The organism is Bradyrhizobium sp. MOS001 (genome assembly GCF_004634465.1).
GTDB classification, from domain to species: Bacteria; Pseudomonadota; Alphaproteobacteria; order Rhizobiales; family Xanthobacteraceae; genus Bradyrhizobium; species Bradyrhizobium barranii.
The window spans coordinates 143,548-158,672 of sequence record NZ_SPVJ01000015.1; the positions used below are offsets into that span (position 1 = coordinate 143,548).

Genomic DNA, 15,125 nt, shown 5'->3' on the forward strand with positions numbered 1-15,125 from the left:
CAAAAAGACTTGTTGGGCGCGACTCTGAGCCATCGCACCGTGGAATTCAACCACTTCCGTGGCGCTGCATTCGGCTATAGTCGCCGCCACGGCGAGCTTGAAAACAAAGAGGAAATAACAATGCGCCTGAAACTACTTTCGCCTGGCGAGATGAACGAGAGCCAGCGGCAGACCTATGACGAGTCGATTGCCGGCAAGCGCGGCAAGCCGCCGGCGCCGATGATGGCCTGGCTCAACAGCCCCGACATGGCCCGTCACGCCACGCGGCTCGGCGAAGTCCTGCGCTACGACACGATATTCCCTGCCAAGCTTTCGGAGATCGCGATCCTGGTGACGGCGCGGCACTGGACTGCGCATTACGAATGGTATGCGCATAAGCGCCTGGCGCTCCAGGGCGGCATGGATCCTGAGATCATCGACGCGATCCGCGATCGCCGCACGCCTGTCTTCGACGATCCCAAGGGCCAGATGATCTACGACGTCGCGAAGTCGCTGCATGAAGGCCATGGCGTCGAGAAGGGGCTTTACGATGCGGCGGTGAAGGTCCTCAGCGAGCGCGGCGTGGTCGAGGTGATCGGGCTGTGCGGCTATTACACAATGGTATCCATGACATTGAACACGTTCGAGTTCGAGCTGCCGGAGGGCGAGGTGCCGGAGCTCTCATAGTTTCGCATCCGGAAACGATGGGTTTCGGGATAGGCAGGTAGCGCTGTCCCGGAGCCGGCCTTATCTGGAGTTGGTCAACGGAGCAGCACCATGTCGCAAAGCCCAGCCGTCCATGCCGGCACAAGGATCGGCCACGTTCATCTCAAGGTCGCCGATCTCGATCGTGCGCTCGGCTTCTATTGCGGCGTGCTCGGCTTCGAGCTGATGCAGCGCATGGGCTCGGGCGCGGCCTTCATCTCGGCCGGCGGCTATCATCACCACATCGGGCTCAACACCTGGGAGAGCAAGGGCGGCTCGCCGCCGCCGCCGGGCACGACGGGCCTCTTCCACACCGCGATCCTCTATCCGACGCGGCCGGCGCTGGCGGATGCGCTCCATCGTGTGCTGTCGGCCGGCATTGCGCTCGACGGCGCCAGCGATCACGGCGTCAGCGAGGCGCTGTATCTGCGCGATCCCGACGAGAACGGCGTGGAGCTGTATTGGGACAAGCCGAAAGAGCAATGGCCGCTCGGGCCGGATGGCAAGCTGGCGATGATCACGAAGCGGCTGGATGTCGAGGCGTTGCTGAAGCAGCGGGAGGGGTGATGCCGTAGTCTCGTAGGGTGGGCAAAGCGTAGCGTGCCCACCACCTCTCGCGAGGCACGTTGAGAGGTCGATGGTGGGCACGGCGCTTCGCGCCTTTGCCCACCCTACTAGAGCTTCGCTTTTGGCTTCCCCCGCACCATGATCAGCGCCGCGGCCGCCACCTCCAGCGCGATACAGAGATAGAACGGCAGCGTATAGCCGCCCGAGAGATCTCGCAGGAAGCCGACGACGCCCGGGCCGAACGCATAGGTCACCTGGTTGATCGCCGTATTCAGGCTGATCAGCACGCCGAACGAGGCGGAGTCGAATTCCTGCTGCACGATCAGCGACGGCAGCGTGATGAGATTGCCGACCGAGAAGCCGAACACCGCGCAAGCCGCGATCAGCGCATAGTCGTTGTGCAAATTGATGACGACGCAAAGCGCCGCCGCCTGGCTGAGGAACGACAGCGCCGAGGCAAGCCGCTGGTTGAGGCGGTCGATCACCATCGAGAACAGCACGCGGCCGATCACTGCCATCGCGGTCAGCACCGCGACCGCCACCGCCGCGCGCTCGCGGCCGATCACGGGATCGAGGAACGAGATCAGGTGCACGATGAAGCCGACCTGCGCGAACAGCACCAGCGCGAACGCAATCGTCACCGTGAGAAAGCCGACGTCGCGCAACGCCCATGCGCGGATCTCCGTCGACGATTGCGGCCTGGCCTTCGCCGTCGCGTACCAGCCGTGAAGATCGGGCGGCCGGCCGACGAGAAGGAGGATCACCGGCAGCAGCAATACCAGCATGGCGCCGGCGGCGGCGTACATCGCGCTGGCGAAGCCGATGTGGCCGATCAGGGTCACCAGCAGCGGCACGCCGACGATGCCGCCGAAACTGGCGCCGTTCAGCGCCAGGCTGATCGCCATGCCGCGCTTCTGGTCGAACCACAGGCTGATCGTGTTGGTGATCATGGCGAGACTGGTGCCGGCCCAGCCGAGGGCGAGCACGGCGTCGGCGAGATAGAGCTGCCAGGGCTCGCGCACCGCGCCGATCGCGACCGCGGCCGCCGCCATCGCCAGCGTGCCGGCGATCAGGCAGAGCCGCGGGCCATATTTTCTGACGGCCTCGCCAACGAAGACGACGAGCAGCGCGCCGAACAGATAGAAGAACGTCGTGCCCGAGGAGATCAGCGAGGCCGGCCAGCCCCGCGCGCGCTGGAGCTCGGCGACATAGACGCTCTGGCCGTAGAAACCGAGCCCCCAGCCGAAGGTCGCGAGCAGGAAGCAGACCGCGACGATGCGCCAGCCTTCGTAGCGGAGCGCGGATTCGTCGATCCTGGGCTGTTGAGGGTTATCGAGCATTGGCGCTTACTCCGTCATGCCCGGGCCTGTCCCGGGCATCCACGTTCTTCCTTCGACGTAGCAAAGACGTGGATGGCCGGGACAAGCCCGGCCATGACGACATCTAAATAGCCCTTCACCCGAAAATCACTTCGACCTGGATCGAAATATCAACGCTGCTGACAGTCTCCTGCCAACTCAGATCGCATCCGGGAATTCGCCCATCGCCGCGTCCAGCCGCGCCTTGCGGCGGCGGGCCCAGGACGCCAGCGAGAGCACGGCAAGGCCGAGCACCACCGGCGGGAACACCACCATGTTCACCGCCGACCAGCCGTAATTCGCCAGCAGCTGGCCGGAGGAGAACGAGCCGATCGCCATCATGCCGAACACCAGGAAATCGTTGAAGGCCTGCACCTTGTTGCGCTCCTGCGGACGGTGCGTCTCCAGCACCAGCGCGGAGGCGCCGATGAAGGAGAAATTCCAGCCGACACCGAGCACGATCAGCGTGGCCCAGAAATGCATCGCGGTGAGGCCGGAGAGACCGATGCCGGCGGCCACGGCCTCCAGCAGCAGGCCGGCGGCGACGATCTTGGGCGCGCCGAAACGCGCAATGAGCGCGCCGGTGAAGAAACTCGGCCCGTACATGGCAACGATGTGCCATTGAATGCCGAAATTGGAATCGCTGACACTGAGGCCGCACATCTTCATGGCGAGCGGCGCCGAGGTCATCACCAAATTCATCATGGGATAGGAGATGACGCCGCACAGCGCGGCCGCGATGAAGCGCGGCTGGGTCACGATGTCGAGCAGCGGCCGGCCGCCGTGCAGATCTGCCGGTGCCGGCTTCGGCATGTCGACGCCGGCGACGATGCCCATCGCGACCAGCGCGACCGCAGCCTGCACCAGGAAGCTGAAGGCGAACAGATAGGGCGACCAGACGTCCATGGTCCATTGCACGAGCTGCGGACCGAGCACGCCGGCGAACACGCCGCCCGCCATCACCCAGGACACAGCTTTCGGCCGGTAGGCCGCGCTCGCGCCGTCGGCGGCGGCGAAGCGATAGGATTGCGCCACCGCGCCGTAGAGGCCGCCGAGGAAGGTCGCGACGCAAAACAGCGCGAACGACGCATGCAAAATCGCGAACGAGCCGCACAGGCCGGTGAGCGTGCCCAGACCCGTGCCGACGATAAAGGCCGCGCGGCGGCCGAAGCGGCGCGAGATCGCACCGGTCGGCAGCGTGCCGGCGGCGAGCCCCAGCACATACATCGAGATCGGCACCGTCGCGAACGACATGTCGGGCGCGAGCGTCGCGCCGACGATCGAGCCGGTGGCGAAGATCACGGCCGAGTTGGCGCCGGTCAGCGCCTGCGCCGCCGCAAGGCGCACCACATTGGCACGCACGCGGGCGTCGGCAGCGATTTCGTGGGCTGTAGTCACGTCTAACATCGGCATTTCCGCCCGAGAGGACTTGTTGATTCCCGGCACTATGGAGGGGCGTGGGAGGGCGGGCAACCGGCGCAAACGGGCGCAGGCCATGCCTCTGACGCAATCGGGCGGATGATACCGGCCCGCGCTATTGACGGCTTGCGCTCGATCAAATCCTATCCGCCGCGACCTGCAGGAGTATCGTTCATGTCCGTCGACGACCGGCCCACGCTCAGCGCTCCCGACGACGATCCCTGGCTCTGGCTGGAGGAGATCGAAGGCAAGCAGGCGCTCGATTTCGTCGCGCGGCAGAATCAACTGACGCTCGCCGCGTTCGGGGGCGCGGCCTTCGAGCGCGACCGCGATGTCCTCGCGGCGATCTACGATCGTCCCGACAACATCCCCTATGTCAGCCGGCGCGGAGATGATCTTCACAATCTCTGGAAGGATGCCGCCAACCCGCGCGGCCTGTGGCGGCAAACCACGCTGGCGGAATTTCGCAAACCGCATCCGGCGTGGGAGATCATGCTGGACATCGACCAGCTCGCGGCGAGCGAAGGCGAGGACTGGCTGCTGAGCGGGATCGCCACGATGCCGGGACACTCGCGGGCGATTCTGAGCCTGTCGCGCGGCGGCAGCGACGCCGTCACCTTGCGGGAATTCGACCTCGACACGAAGAGCTTCGTTGCGGACGGATTTACGCTGCCGGAGGCCAAGGGCGGCGTGGACTGGATCGATGCCGATACGCTGCTGCTGTCGAGCGCCCATGGCGAGGGCATGGCGACGACTTCCGGATATTCGCGGACCGTTCGCGTGTGGCGGCGCGGCCAGCCTGTCGATCAGGCGCAAACGATCCTCGAGACCACGGCTGATCACATGGCGATGTCAGGCATGGCCGACGACACGGGACCGGCGCCACGGGTCTGGATCGTCGACCAGATCGACTTCTTCAATCACGCCATCTGGCTGCGCGATGCGGCCGGCACGACGACGAAGCTCGATCTGCCGACCGGCATCTGGATGCAGGCGCATGGCGACTGGTTCGCGATGAAGCTGCGCAAGGACTGGCAGGTCGAGGGGCGGACCTATCCCACCGACACCGTGCTCGGCATCTCGCTCTCCGCGTTCCTCGCAGGCCACCGCGATTTCGCGGTCCTGTTCGAGCCCGCGCCGCGGCGCGCTCTGCAAGGCTTGTTCTGGGCGGGCGGCAAGCTGGTGCTGTCGATCCTCGACGAGCTCAGGCCGCGCTTCGAGATCTGCACGCCGTCAGCCGCGGGCTGGAGCCGCGAGACGCTTCCCGGCCTCCCCGAGATTGGCGTCGTCGACATCTGGCCGCTCGATCGCCATCCGTCGGAGAGCAATGGCGACCTGCTCGCCAATGTGCAGGATCCGCTCACGCCGCCGTCACTGCTGTTGCTGGAGCGCGGCGTCGCAAGCCCGACCGTGCTGAAGCAGGCGCCGAAGACGTTCACCGCCGACGGCCTCGTGGTCACACAGCACGAGGCGATCTCGGTCGACGGCGAGCGCATTCCCTATGTGCAGACGGGTCCCGCCGGCGAGACCGGCGATGCGCCGGTCTATATGAGCGCCTATGGCGGCTTCGCCCATGCGGTGAAGCCGTACTACAACCCCTCGCTCGGCAAGCTGTGGCTCGAGCGCGGCGGCACCATCGTGCAGGCGAATTTGCGCGGCGGCGGCGAGTTCGGCACCCGCTGGCACGATGCCGGCCGGCTCGCCGGCAAGAAACTCTCGCACGACGATTTCGCGGCCGTTGCGGCCGATCTCGTGCGACGCGGCGTGACCAAGCCAAAGCGGATCGCGGCGCAAGGCGGGTCGAACGGCGGCATCCTCATCACCAACATGCTGGTGCGCTACCCCGAGCGCTTCGGCGCGCTGTTCTGCACCATCCCGCTGATCGACATGCGCCGCTACACAAAACTGCTCGCGGGCGCAAGCTGGATCGCGGAATATGGCGACCCTGACAAACCTGAAGAGTGGGAGTGGCTGAAGACCTACTCGGCCTATCACAACGTGAAGGCCGGCCAGTCCTATCCGTCGATCCTGATCGCCACGACACGGCGCGACGACCGCGTTCATCCCGGCCACGCGCGCAAGATGGCCGCAAAGCTGCAGGCGATGGGCTACGAGGCCTGGTTCTACGAACCGGAAGCCGGCGGCCACGGCTACGGCAAGGACAACAAGGAGCGCGCCGGCTTCGAGGTGATCGGCTTCCGGTTCTTGAAGGACAGGATCGGGTGGAAGGATGAAGGCTAGCGCTTGGACGCTGACGCCTCCACATCGTCATGGCCGGGCTTGACCCGGCCATCCACGCCTTGCCTTGCCACTCGAAGAACGTGGATACCCGGGACAGGCCCGGGCATGACGACGACCCGAATTAGCTCCGCGAAAACACCAGCGTCAGATTGTTCGCCGGCATCTCGATCGTGTCGACGAGGCGAAGGCTGGCTCCGCGGGCGAGCGTCTCGACGTCGCTGATATCACGCACGCCCCATTCGGGATTGCCTTCGCGCAAGGAGGTGTCGAACACGGCATTGCTGAGCGCGGTGTGCTTGCCGTCGCGCTTGAACGGGCCGTAGAGGAACAGCTTGCCGTCGGCCCGCAAGTAACGGCCGGCGCCGGCGAACAGGCCCTCGGCCACGCTCCACGGTACGATGTGGATGACGTTGGCACAGAACAATGCGGCAAGACTCGTCGGGCCCTGCCCGCTTCGCATCTCCGGGCACCAGTCAGGGTCGGTGAGATCGATCCGCAGGGGCGAGCGGATGTTTTGCAGGCCCGAATGAACGCGCCAAGCCTCGATGCTCTTGAGGTGGCGCTGGTTGAGGTCGCTCGGCCACCAGATCAGGCCGGGCGTGTGCTGCGCGAAATGGACGACGTGCTGGCCGGTTCCGCTGCCGAGCTCGACCACGTTGCCGGTCAGGCCTGCGAGATGCTTTTCCAGCGCCGCCCAGAGCGGCTCGTGATTGCGATGAAATGCCGGTGCATCGAGCCGCCCATCCGACTCCACCCGTCCGCCGTCCCTGCCAAATTCGACGACATATTCAGCCAATTGAGGTCCCCTTGAAAAAACGAGAACGGGAAAAAAACACGATGGGCGCCCAAACGCCCCGAAAACAGCCGGCCAGCGCTCCTGGCCCGAATCCGCCGGACAAATAAGCTCTTTAGTTGCAATGCGGAAGATATTAACTCCATTTTGCCGCGCGCATAGTCTTGATTGTCAGCCGATGCCCTTTGTGCTTTGGAACACTATATTTCCGCGAACGAGATCATCGACATAACGCCTCGGAATGACGCCTTGACCGCCTTTCCACGGACGCCCGTCCTTTACGTCCTGCTGGCGATCGCCGCCGGCCTTGCCGCAGGCCCCGCGCGGGCGCAATCCGCCGTGGCTGACGGCCAGAAGCTCGCCTTCGACCGCGGCAAGGGCAATTGCCTGACCTGCCACGTCATCAAGGGCGGCGACCTGCCGGGCACGATCGGACCGGAGCTCAAGGACATCAAGTCAAAATACCCTGATCGCAACGAGCTGGTCGCGATCATCTTCGACGAGACCAAGCGCAATCCGCAGACCATGATGCCGCCGTTCGGCCGGAACCGGATTTTGACCGAGCAGGAGATCAACGCGATCGTTGATTTCCTCCAGACCCTGTGACCGCCGGCACGCCAAGAGAATGTCCAGGAGATTTGAGATGACCATCACCACCGGCCCTCATCCGACGCGGCGCCTGATCCTTCAGGGCGCAGCCGGCGTCGCGCTGCTCGGCCTCGGCAACCTGCCGTTCGCGCCCGCGCGTGCAGCGGCCAACGACAAATATCCGGAAGAAGCGTTCAAGCAGAAGAGCGAGGCGGACGCGATCAAGGCGCTCTACGGCAAGACCGCCGAGCCGTCCGACAAGGTCAAGCTCGATGCGCCCGAGATCGCCGAGAACGGCGGCGTGGTGCCGATCTCGGTGACGACGACGCTCGACAAGGTCACCTCGATCTCGTTCTTCGTGGCCGAGAATCCGAGCGCGCTCGCGGCGAGCTACAAGATTCCCGATGGCACGATCCCTGCTGTCGCCAACCGCCTGAAGATGGCGAAGACCACCAACGTGACCGCGATCGTGGAAGCCGACGGCAAGCTCTACAGCGCGACCAAGGAAGTCAAAGTCACGGTCGGCGGCTGCGGCGGTTAGGAGAAGTTAGATGGCATCCAGCATTCGCGTCCGCGCCACGGCCAACGGCGACATCACCGAGGTGCAGGTGCTGATCCAGCACCCCATGGACACCGGCCTGGTCAAGGACGCCAAGGGCGAGGTGATTCCGGCGCACTTCATCCAGCGACTGAAGTTCGAATGTAACGGCAAGGACGTCTTCGTCGCCGAGTGGGGCACCGCGGTCTCGAAGGACCCCTACGTCAAGTTCAGCTTCAAAGGCGCCAAGAAGGGCGACGACCTCAAGGTCTCCTGGACCGACAACAAGGGCGGTTCGGACACGACCACCGCGAAGATTTCGTGATGAATGCCCGCTTCTTTCTCCTTGGTTCGTTGAGCGCCACGCTGGTCGCGTTCGCCCTTACCTCTCCGCGCGTCATCGCGGCCGACAAGGTCGATCCCGTTGCCGATGCGAAAGCGTTCCAGAACTTCTTCTTCCAGAAGTTTCCGACCGTGAAGCACGAGGATTTCGTCAACGGTCCCTATTCGATGAACGAGGACATGAAGCGGCAGTGGCAGGAGAAGGAGGAATTCCCGCCCTACGAGTTCGCGCTCGACGCCGGCAAGGAGATGTTCGCGACCCCGTTCAAGAACGGCAAGACCTATGCCGACTGCTTCCCGAACGGCGGCATCGGCATCCGCCAGAACTATCCTTACTTCGACACTGGGGAAGGCAAGGTCGTCACGCTGGAGCTCGCGCTCAACCGCTGCCGTGAGGCCAATGGCGAGGCGCCCTACTCCTACGTCAAGGACGAGATGGCTTCGCTCACCGCCTACATGGCGTTCACCTCGCGCGGCAAGCCGATGGACATCAAGATTCCCGATGATCCCCGTGCGCTCGCCGCGTACGAGAACGGCAAGCGCTACTTCTACACGCGCCGCGGCCAGATGAATTTCTCCTGCGCGAGCTGCCATGTGCAGAGCCCGGGCGAGCGCATTCGCGCCGAGATCCTGGCGCCGGCACTCGGCATTCTGAACGCGATGCCGATCTACCGCTCCGAATGGAGCGGCATGGGCACCACCAGCCGCCGCTTCGTCACCTGCAACAGCCAGACCCGCGCGGTTCCGCTGGAGCCGCAGGCCGATGAATATCGCGACGTCGAATATTTCCTGTCCTACGTCGCCAACGGCCTACCGATTTCAGGGCCGGGAGCGCGGCCATGAAGCTGTCACTTCCTCTCGCCATGGTGCTCGCATTGAGCCTCGCGCCAGCAGCGCGCGCGGCAAACGAGGCGGACTACAAGGCGGCCTATGCCGCTGCGGAGGCCGCCTCCAAGGAGGCAGCCGGCATGCGCAACCAGTGGACCGTGACCGTATCTGCGCTGGCGGCAGCCAAGAAGGCGGCCGACGGCGGCGATTTCGACCGCGCGGTTGCCGCTTCGAAGGAGGCCGAGGCGCTGGCGAAGGCCTCGATCTTCCAGGCGACGTCAGAAAAAGAGGCGTGGAAGGCGATGGAAATCCGCTAGACTAAAAATCTCGTGGAACCGTCGAATTGCCGTTGAGAGGCGCGGAGAATTTCTGGATGGCCATCCGCCGCCGCGATTTCCTGAAGAGCACCGCTGCTGTCGCCACATCGCTCAGCCTGCCGCGGCTCGCGCGCGGCGCCGAGACCGCGAGCATTTACGACCTCGAGCGGTTCGGCAATGCGCGCATCCTGCACACCACCGACACGCATGCGCAGCTCAACCCGGTCTATGTCCGCGAGCCCAGCGTAAATATCGGCATCGGCGAGATGGCGGGACGGCCGCCGCATATGGTTGGCCGCGCTTTCCTCGAGCGGTTCGGCATCCGCTCCGACAGCGCCGATGCCTATGCCTTCAGCTGTTTCGAGTTCGAGAAGTCCGCGGGCCGCTTCGGCAAGCTCGGCGGCTTCGCGCATCTGAAGACACTGATCGATCGCTTGCGCGGCGATGCCGGCGAAAAGCACTCCGTGCTCGTCGACGGCGGCGACCTCTGGCAGGGCACCGGGCTTGCCAACATCATGCAGGGCCGCGACATGGTCGAGGTCGCCAATCTGCTCGGCATCGAGGCGATGACCGGGCACTGGGAATTCACCTATGGCGAGCAGGCGCTGCGCGACAATCTCGAGCGCTTCAAGGGCGAGTTTCTGGCGCAGAACGTCTTCCTGACCGAGGAGGCCGCGTTCAACGACGCCCCCGCTTTCGACAAGGCGAGCGGGCGCGTGTTCAAGCCTTCGATGATCAAGGAGCTCGGCGGCCATCGCGTTGCGATCATCGGCCAGGCCTTCCCCTATGTGCCGATCGCGCATCCCAAGCGGTTCACGCCGGACTGGACTTTTGGCATCCGCGAGGAGGAGTTGCAGAAGCATGTCGATGCCTTGCGCGGCACCGAGAAGGTCGATGCAGTCGTCCTGCTGTCGCACAACGGCATGGACGTCGATCTCAAGCTCGCGAGCCGCGTCACCGGCATCGACGTCATCCTCGGCGGCCATACCCATGATGCAATCCCGCAGCCAATCGCAGTGAAGAACGCCAGCGGCACGACGCTCGTCACCAATGCCGGCTCCAACGGAAAATTTCTGGGCGTCCTCGATCTCGCGCTCGACAAGGGCAAGGTCGGCGATGTCAGGTACCATCTGCTGCCGGTCTATTCCGAGCTGCTGAAGCCCGACCCTGGCATGGCCGAGCTGATCGGCCGGGTGCGCGCGCCGCATGTGACCGACTGGTCGGAGAAGATCGCAACGCCCGACCGCCTGCTGTATCGCCGCGACAATTTCGCCGGCCCCGTCGACGAGCTGATCTGCACCGCGCTACGCAGCGAGCTCGATGCCGAGATCGCGCTGTCGCCGGGCTTCCGCTGGGGCGTCACCGCACTGTCCGGCCAGCCGCTGACCATGGAGGATGTGCTCGCGGAAACCGCGATCACCTATCCCGAGACCTATGTGCAGGAGATGACCGGCGCCCAGATCAAGGAGGTGCTGGAAGACATCTGCGACAACCTCTTCAACCCCGACCCCTATTACCAGCAGGGCGGCGACATGGTGCGCGCCGGCGGGCTCAGCTACACCTGCACGCCGACCGATGCGGTCGGCAGCCGCATCTCCGAGCTGAAGCTCAATGGCGGCAAGGCGCTCAGCGCGAGCCACCGCTACAAGGTCGCGGGCTGGGCCTCGGTCAACGGCCAGCAGGGCGCACCGGTGTGGGATGTCGTCGCCAAATATCTGCGCTCGGGCCGGATGTTTCAGGAGCGGCTCGGCTCCGGCGTGACGCTGAAGGGCGTCGAGGGCAATCCAGGCATTGCAGGACAGGGATGATGCGGTGGCAAATCTGTCGCGCGATGCTGCTGGCGACGTTCGCCTTCGCCACGCCATGGGCCTCGGCACAGCAGGTGCCGCTCCAGGACAAGCCGTTCGCCGAGCACAAAATCGTGCTTCAGCTCTCCGACGGCGATGCGAAGAAGCATGCGCTGGTGCTGAGCGTCGCCAACAATCTCCTGAAGGCCTACGATCCCGACAAGGTCGCGATCGAGGTGGTGGCGTTCGGCCCCGGCATTGATCTCCTGTTCACCGGCAGCGAACGCCGCAAGCAGGTCGAAAGCCTGATCGTACAGGGCGTGCGCTTCGATATCTGCCTCAACACGGTCGACACGATCGAGCGGGAGACCGGAAACCGGCCGGAGTTCATTCCGGCGGCGACGCCGGTGCAGGTGGGCGTCGGGCAGATCCTGTTCCTGGCGGAGAATGGGTACACGGTGGTGCGGCCGTAAGCGCTCCCGTCATATGGAGGGCAATCGCAGGCATTCACGAGTGGTCGTCATGCCCGGGCTTGTCCCGGGCATCCACGTTCTTCGTGCCGCGTGGCTAGCCGTGGATGGCCGGGACAAGCCCGGCCATGACGCCGCGGAACAGCTACGTAAAATAATATTCCCTGTTTTGCTCCCTACACAGTGACTTGCTTCTCTTTTTGACCCGTGGCGTAGTAAGAACTGGAAACCAATCCACGCCGGGTCTTGCCATGATCTTTCGCCAGCTCTTCGACAGCGTTTCGGGCACCTACAGCTATGTCCTCGCCAGCCGCCCCGGCGGCGAGGCGCTGATCCTCGATCCCGTGCTTGAGAAGGTCGATCGCTACTGCCAGCTGCTGCGCGAGCTCGACCTCAAGCTGGTGAAAGCCGTCGACACCCATCTGCATGCCGATCACGTCACCGGCCTCGGCGAGCTGCGCGACCGCACCCATTGCATGACCGTCATGGGCGACCAGACCAAGGCCGACGTGGTGGCGATGCGGGTCGCCGACGGCGACAAGGTGACGATCGAGGGCCTGTCGCTCGACGTGATGTACACGCCCGGCCACACCGACGATTCCTACTCCTATCTGATGGTCGACCGCGTCTTCACCGGCGACACGCTTCTGATCCGCGGCACCGGCCGCACCGATTTCCAGAACGGCTCGTCGCGCGCGCAATACGAGTCGATCTTCAACCGCCTGCTCAAGCTGCCGGACGAGACGATGGTGTTCCCGGCGCATGACTACAAGGGCGACACGGTCTCCACCATCGGCGAGGAGAAGCGCTACAATCCGCGGCTCCAGGTGCGTTCGGTCGACGAATATATCGAGCTGATGGCAAACCTGAAGCTGCCCAATCCGAAGATGATGGACGTCGCGGTGCCCGCCAACATGCATGTCGGCCTGCATCAGGAGGAGCTGGAAAAAGAGGGCCGCGCAGTCAGCGCCGTCGAGGCGATCCGCTCGCTCGGCCGTCCCGATATCCTGCTGGTCGATCTGCGCGAGACCAATGAGCGGATGAAGCACGGCATGCTCGAAGGCGCGCTGCATACGCCCTATCCGTCCGTTGAAGACAGTCTGAAGCCCGGCGGCATGCTGCGCGAGGTCGCGGCCGCCACCGGCCGCCGCGTCGTGTTCTTCTGCGCCTTCGGCGAACGCTCGGCGATGGCTGTCGCCGCCGCCAAGGAAGCCGGCCTCAGCAACACTGCCCACATCGCCGGCGGCATCGATGCCTGGAAGAAGGCTGGCGGGCCTGTGGTGCACTGACGCCCCCTTCTTGCGGTAAGTCAGGAACCGCACATATTTTCGGGGTAGAAGCGGATGACGCATCACCATCCGGGATCACCCATGGCCAAGACCGCCAAGCCGCGCAAGCCGCCCAAAGTCGCTGATAACAAGCAAGCGGACGACAAGGCGAAGAAGCCCTCGCCTCCGCTCGACGACGACGATTACGACGACGGCGACATCGCGACGCCGAAACGCGACCGCTACGGTTCGGATGACGAGCCGTTGTGAGTTGAAGCCTGCCCCACGAACGGTGCGTTCCCTCCCCCAGATCGCGGCGCCCCACCCGCGCTACCTGCCATGCGCCCGCGTTCATGGACAAATAACGGCTCTGCCCGATAGTTTGCGCGTCCCCCTTTAGGACGTGAAACGGAACTGCAATGGTCGACGTTCTCGCCGCACCGCAACAAGGCAAGGCGGACAGCGCGCTGCGCACGCTGACCGGGATTTCGATCGCGCATTGGGTCAGCCATTTCCATCTGCTGGTCCTGCCGATGCTGTTTCCGTTCCTGAAGAGCCAGCTCGGCGTCGGCTATATCGAGCTCGGCTTCGCGCTCACCGTCTCTGCGGTCGTATCCGGCCTGACGCAGGCGCCGACAGGCTATCTCGTCGACCATTTTGGCGCGCGCAGAATCCTGCTGGGCGGGCTCGCGCTCGGCGGCTTCGCGCTGATCCTGCTCGGCCTGCACCTCAGCTATGCCTCGCTGATTGCCTGCGCGGTGCTGCTGGGTCTCGCCAACAGCGTCTACCACCCCGCCGACTACGCCATCCTGGCCGAGCACATGGATGAGGCGCGGATGGGCCGCGCCTTCTCGGTCCACACCTTTGCCGGCTATCTCGGCGGCGCCGTGGCGCCGGCGATCGTCGCGGCGCTCGTCACCGTCTCCGGCGGCACGGGTGCGCTGATCGCGTCGGGCGCGATCGCCGTGCTGGTGGCCCTGCTGCTGGTCGTCATGAACATTCCCGATGCCGGCGCGCACAAGACCAAGCCGGGCAACGAAAATGCGCCGAAGCAGGCCGTGATCACGCCGGCGCTGATCACGCTCACCGCGCTGTTCATGCTGCTCAGCCTGTCGGTCGCCGGCATCAACAATTTCGGCGTGGTGGCGCTGATGAGCGGCTACGGTGCGTCCTACTCCGCCGCCAACGTCGCGCTGACGGCGTTTCTCGGCTCCAGCGCTGTGGGCGTGCTCGCCGGCGGCTTCCTCGCTGATTACACCGAGCGCCATGGCTATGTCGCAGCCGCCTGCTTTGCCGCAAATGCGCTGATCGTGCTGCTGATCGCGCTGGTGACACTGCCGGGCTGGGCTTTGACCGTCACGATGGCGACTGCGGGCTTCCTCTCCGGCGTGATCGCGCCGTCGCGGGACATGCTAGTGCGCAACGCCGCGCCTCCTGGCGCCGCGGGTCGCGCCTTCGGCATCGTCTCCACCGGCTTCAATCTCGGCGGCATCGTCAGCCCGCTGCTGTTCGGCTGGATCATGGACCAGAGCGCGCCACACTGGGTGTTCGGGGCGTCCGTGATCTTCATGGTCGCAACCGTGGTGCTGTCGCCGTTCACGGAGCGGAAGCCGCAAGCCAAGGCATAGCCAAGAATTCAGTCGTCGTCCCTGCTAAAAGCAGGGACCCATAACCACAGGGAGCAATCGTCGCGCGAAGCTGGTCACTCCGAGTCTTCGCGACACTACTCCCTGTGGTTATGGGTCCCTGTGTCTTGGAAGTCTGTCAGGATGGGGTGGGCGGGAAGCCGTTGGGTCCTTGGCGCTTGACGCCGTGATCCGGCCCGGTCTCCCGCCCGTTCCATCTATCAACCTGAACAGTTGCACGAGGCTGCGGCAACAGACCTCGCATCACAGGGACAGGCACCGTGATCATACCCCTTCGTT

The 15,125-nt window shown here is 64.7% G+C and carries 16 protein-coding genes; 13 read left to right on the top strand and 3 right to left on the bottom strand.

Translation table 11 applies throughout. The annotated features are described in order from the left end of the window. Positions 1 to 120: 120 nt before the first annotated feature. Positions 121 to 666 (top strand): carboxymuconolactone decarboxylase family protein, encoded by a 546-nt coding sequence (locus CT676_RS20565; protein ID WP_014491220.1) that lies wholly within the window; start codon positions 121 to 123, stop codon positions 664 to 666. Positions 667 to 756: 90 nt separating this feature from the next. Further along, on the top strand, positions 757 to 1,251 hold the full coding sequence (locus tag CT676_RS20570) for a VOC family protein (protein ID WP_085403985.1): 495 nt from the start codon (positions 757 to 759) through the stop codon (positions 1,249 to 1,251). A 107-nt stretch (positions 1,252 to 1,358) separates the two neighbouring features. On the opposite strand, the gene CT676_RS20575 is transcribed toward CT676_RS20570, so the two are convergent. Both CT676_RS20575 and CT676_RS20580 read right to left on the bottom strand, forming a co-directional pair. Then, positions 1,359 to 2,591 (bottom strand): MFS transporter, encoded by a 1,233-nt coding sequence (locus CT676_RS20575; RefSeq protein WP_085403986.1) that lies wholly within the window; start codon positions 2,589 to 2,591, stop codon positions 1,359 to 1,361. 177 nt (positions 2,592 to 2,768) lie between these two features. Next, on the bottom strand, positions 2,769 to 4,016 hold the full coding sequence (locus CT676_RS20580) for an MFS transporter (protein ID WP_038942180.1): 1,248 nt from the start codon (positions 4,014 to 4,016) through the stop codon (positions 2,769 to 2,771). A gap of 186 nt (positions 4,017 to 4,202) precedes the next feature. Between CT676_RS20580 and CT676_RS20585 the strand changes: the two genes are divergently transcribed. Next, a complete protein-coding gene (locus CT676_RS20585; RefSeq protein WP_085403987.1) occupies positions 4,203 to 6,269 on the top strand; it encodes a prolyl oligopeptidase family serine peptidase in 2,067 nt (688 codons plus the stop codon). Between the two features lie 121 nt (positions 6,270 to 6,390). Here the strand turns inward: CT676_RS20585 and CT676_RS20590 are convergent, their stop codons facing one another. Beyond that, positions 6,391 to 7,065: a DUF938 domain-containing protein gene (locus tag CT676_RS20590; RefSeq protein WP_135215221.1), complete on the bottom strand. Its 675-nt coding sequence runs from the start codon at positions 7,063 to 7,065 to the stop codon at positions 6,391 to 6,393. A gap of 246 nt (positions 7,066 to 7,311) precedes the next feature. Between CT676_RS20590 and soxX the strand changes: the two genes are divergently transcribed. The 10 genes from soxX (at position 7,312) to CT676_RS20640 (ending at position 14,828) form a co-directional block, all read left to right on the top strand. Continuing rightward, positions 7,312 to 7,668: a sulfur oxidation c-type cytochrome SoxX gene (soxX, locus tag CT676_RS20595; RefSeq protein WP_085404086.1), complete on the top strand. Its 357-nt coding sequence runs from the start codon at positions 7,312 to 7,314 to the stop codon at positions 7,666 to 7,668. Between the two features lie 37 nt (positions 7,669 to 7,705). Next, a complete protein-coding gene (gene soxY / locus CT676_RS20600) occupies positions 7,706 to 8,191 on the top strand; it encodes a thiosulfate oxidation carrier protein SoxY (RefSeq protein WP_063985941.1) in 486 nt (161 codons plus the stop codon). Positions 8,192 to 8,201: 10 nt separating this feature from the next. Beyond that, a complete protein-coding gene (soxZ, locus tag CT676_RS20605) occupies positions 8,202 to 8,513 on the top strand; it encodes a thiosulfate oxidation carrier complex protein SoxZ (RefSeq protein WP_085403989.1) in 312 nt (103 codons plus the stop codon). After that, positions 8,513 to 9,373 carry a sulfur oxidation c-type cytochrome SoxA gene (gene soxA, locus CT676_RS20610; protein ID WP_071909084.1) on the top strand — a complete coding sequence of 287 codons (861 nt, stop codon included), beginning with the start codon at positions 8,513 to 8,515 and terminating at the stop codon, positions 9,371 to 9,373. Before soxZ ends, soxA begins: the two co-directional genes overlap by 1 nt. Further along, entirely contained in the window at positions 9,370 to 9,675 is a 306-nt protein-coding gene (locus CT676_RS20615; RefSeq protein ID WP_085403990.1) for a hypothetical protein, read from the top strand. The genes soxA and CT676_RS20615 overlap by 4 nt, the downstream gene beginning before the upstream one ends. Positions 9,676 to 9,731: 56 nt before the next feature. Continuing rightward, on the top strand, positions 9,732 to 11,483 hold the full coding sequence (gene soxB, locus CT676_RS20620) for a thiosulfohydrolase SoxB (protein ID WP_135215222.1): 1,752 nt from the start codon (positions 9,732 to 9,734) through the stop codon (positions 11,481 to 11,483). Continuing rightward, a complete protein-coding gene (locus CT676_RS20625) occupies positions 11,480 to 11,935 on the top strand; it encodes a hypothetical protein (protein ID WP_085403992.1) in 456 nt (151 codons plus the stop codon). Before soxB ends, CT676_RS20625 begins: the two co-directional genes overlap by 4 nt. A gap of 248 nt (positions 11,936 to 12,183) precedes the next feature. Beyond that, positions 12,184 to 13,221, top strand: a complete 1,038-nt coding sequence (locus tag CT676_RS20630; RefSeq protein ID WP_135215223.1) for an MBL fold metallo-hydrolase — start codon at positions 12,184 to 12,186, stop codon at positions 13,219 to 13,221. 81 nt (positions 13,222 to 13,302) lie between these two features. Further along, positions 13,303 to 13,470 carry a hypothetical protein gene (locus tag CT676_RS20635; protein WP_166071036.1) on the top strand — a complete coding sequence of 56 codons (168 nt, stop codon included), beginning with the start codon at positions 13,303 to 13,305 and terminating at the stop codon, positions 13,468 to 13,470. Between the two features lie 149 nt (positions 13,471 to 13,619). Next, a complete protein-coding gene (locus CT676_RS20640; RefSeq protein ID WP_085403994.1) occupies positions 13,620 to 14,828 on the top strand; it encodes an MFS transporter in 1,209 nt (402 codons plus the stop codon). The last annotated feature ends 297 nt before the right edge of the window (positions 14,829 to 15,125 follow it).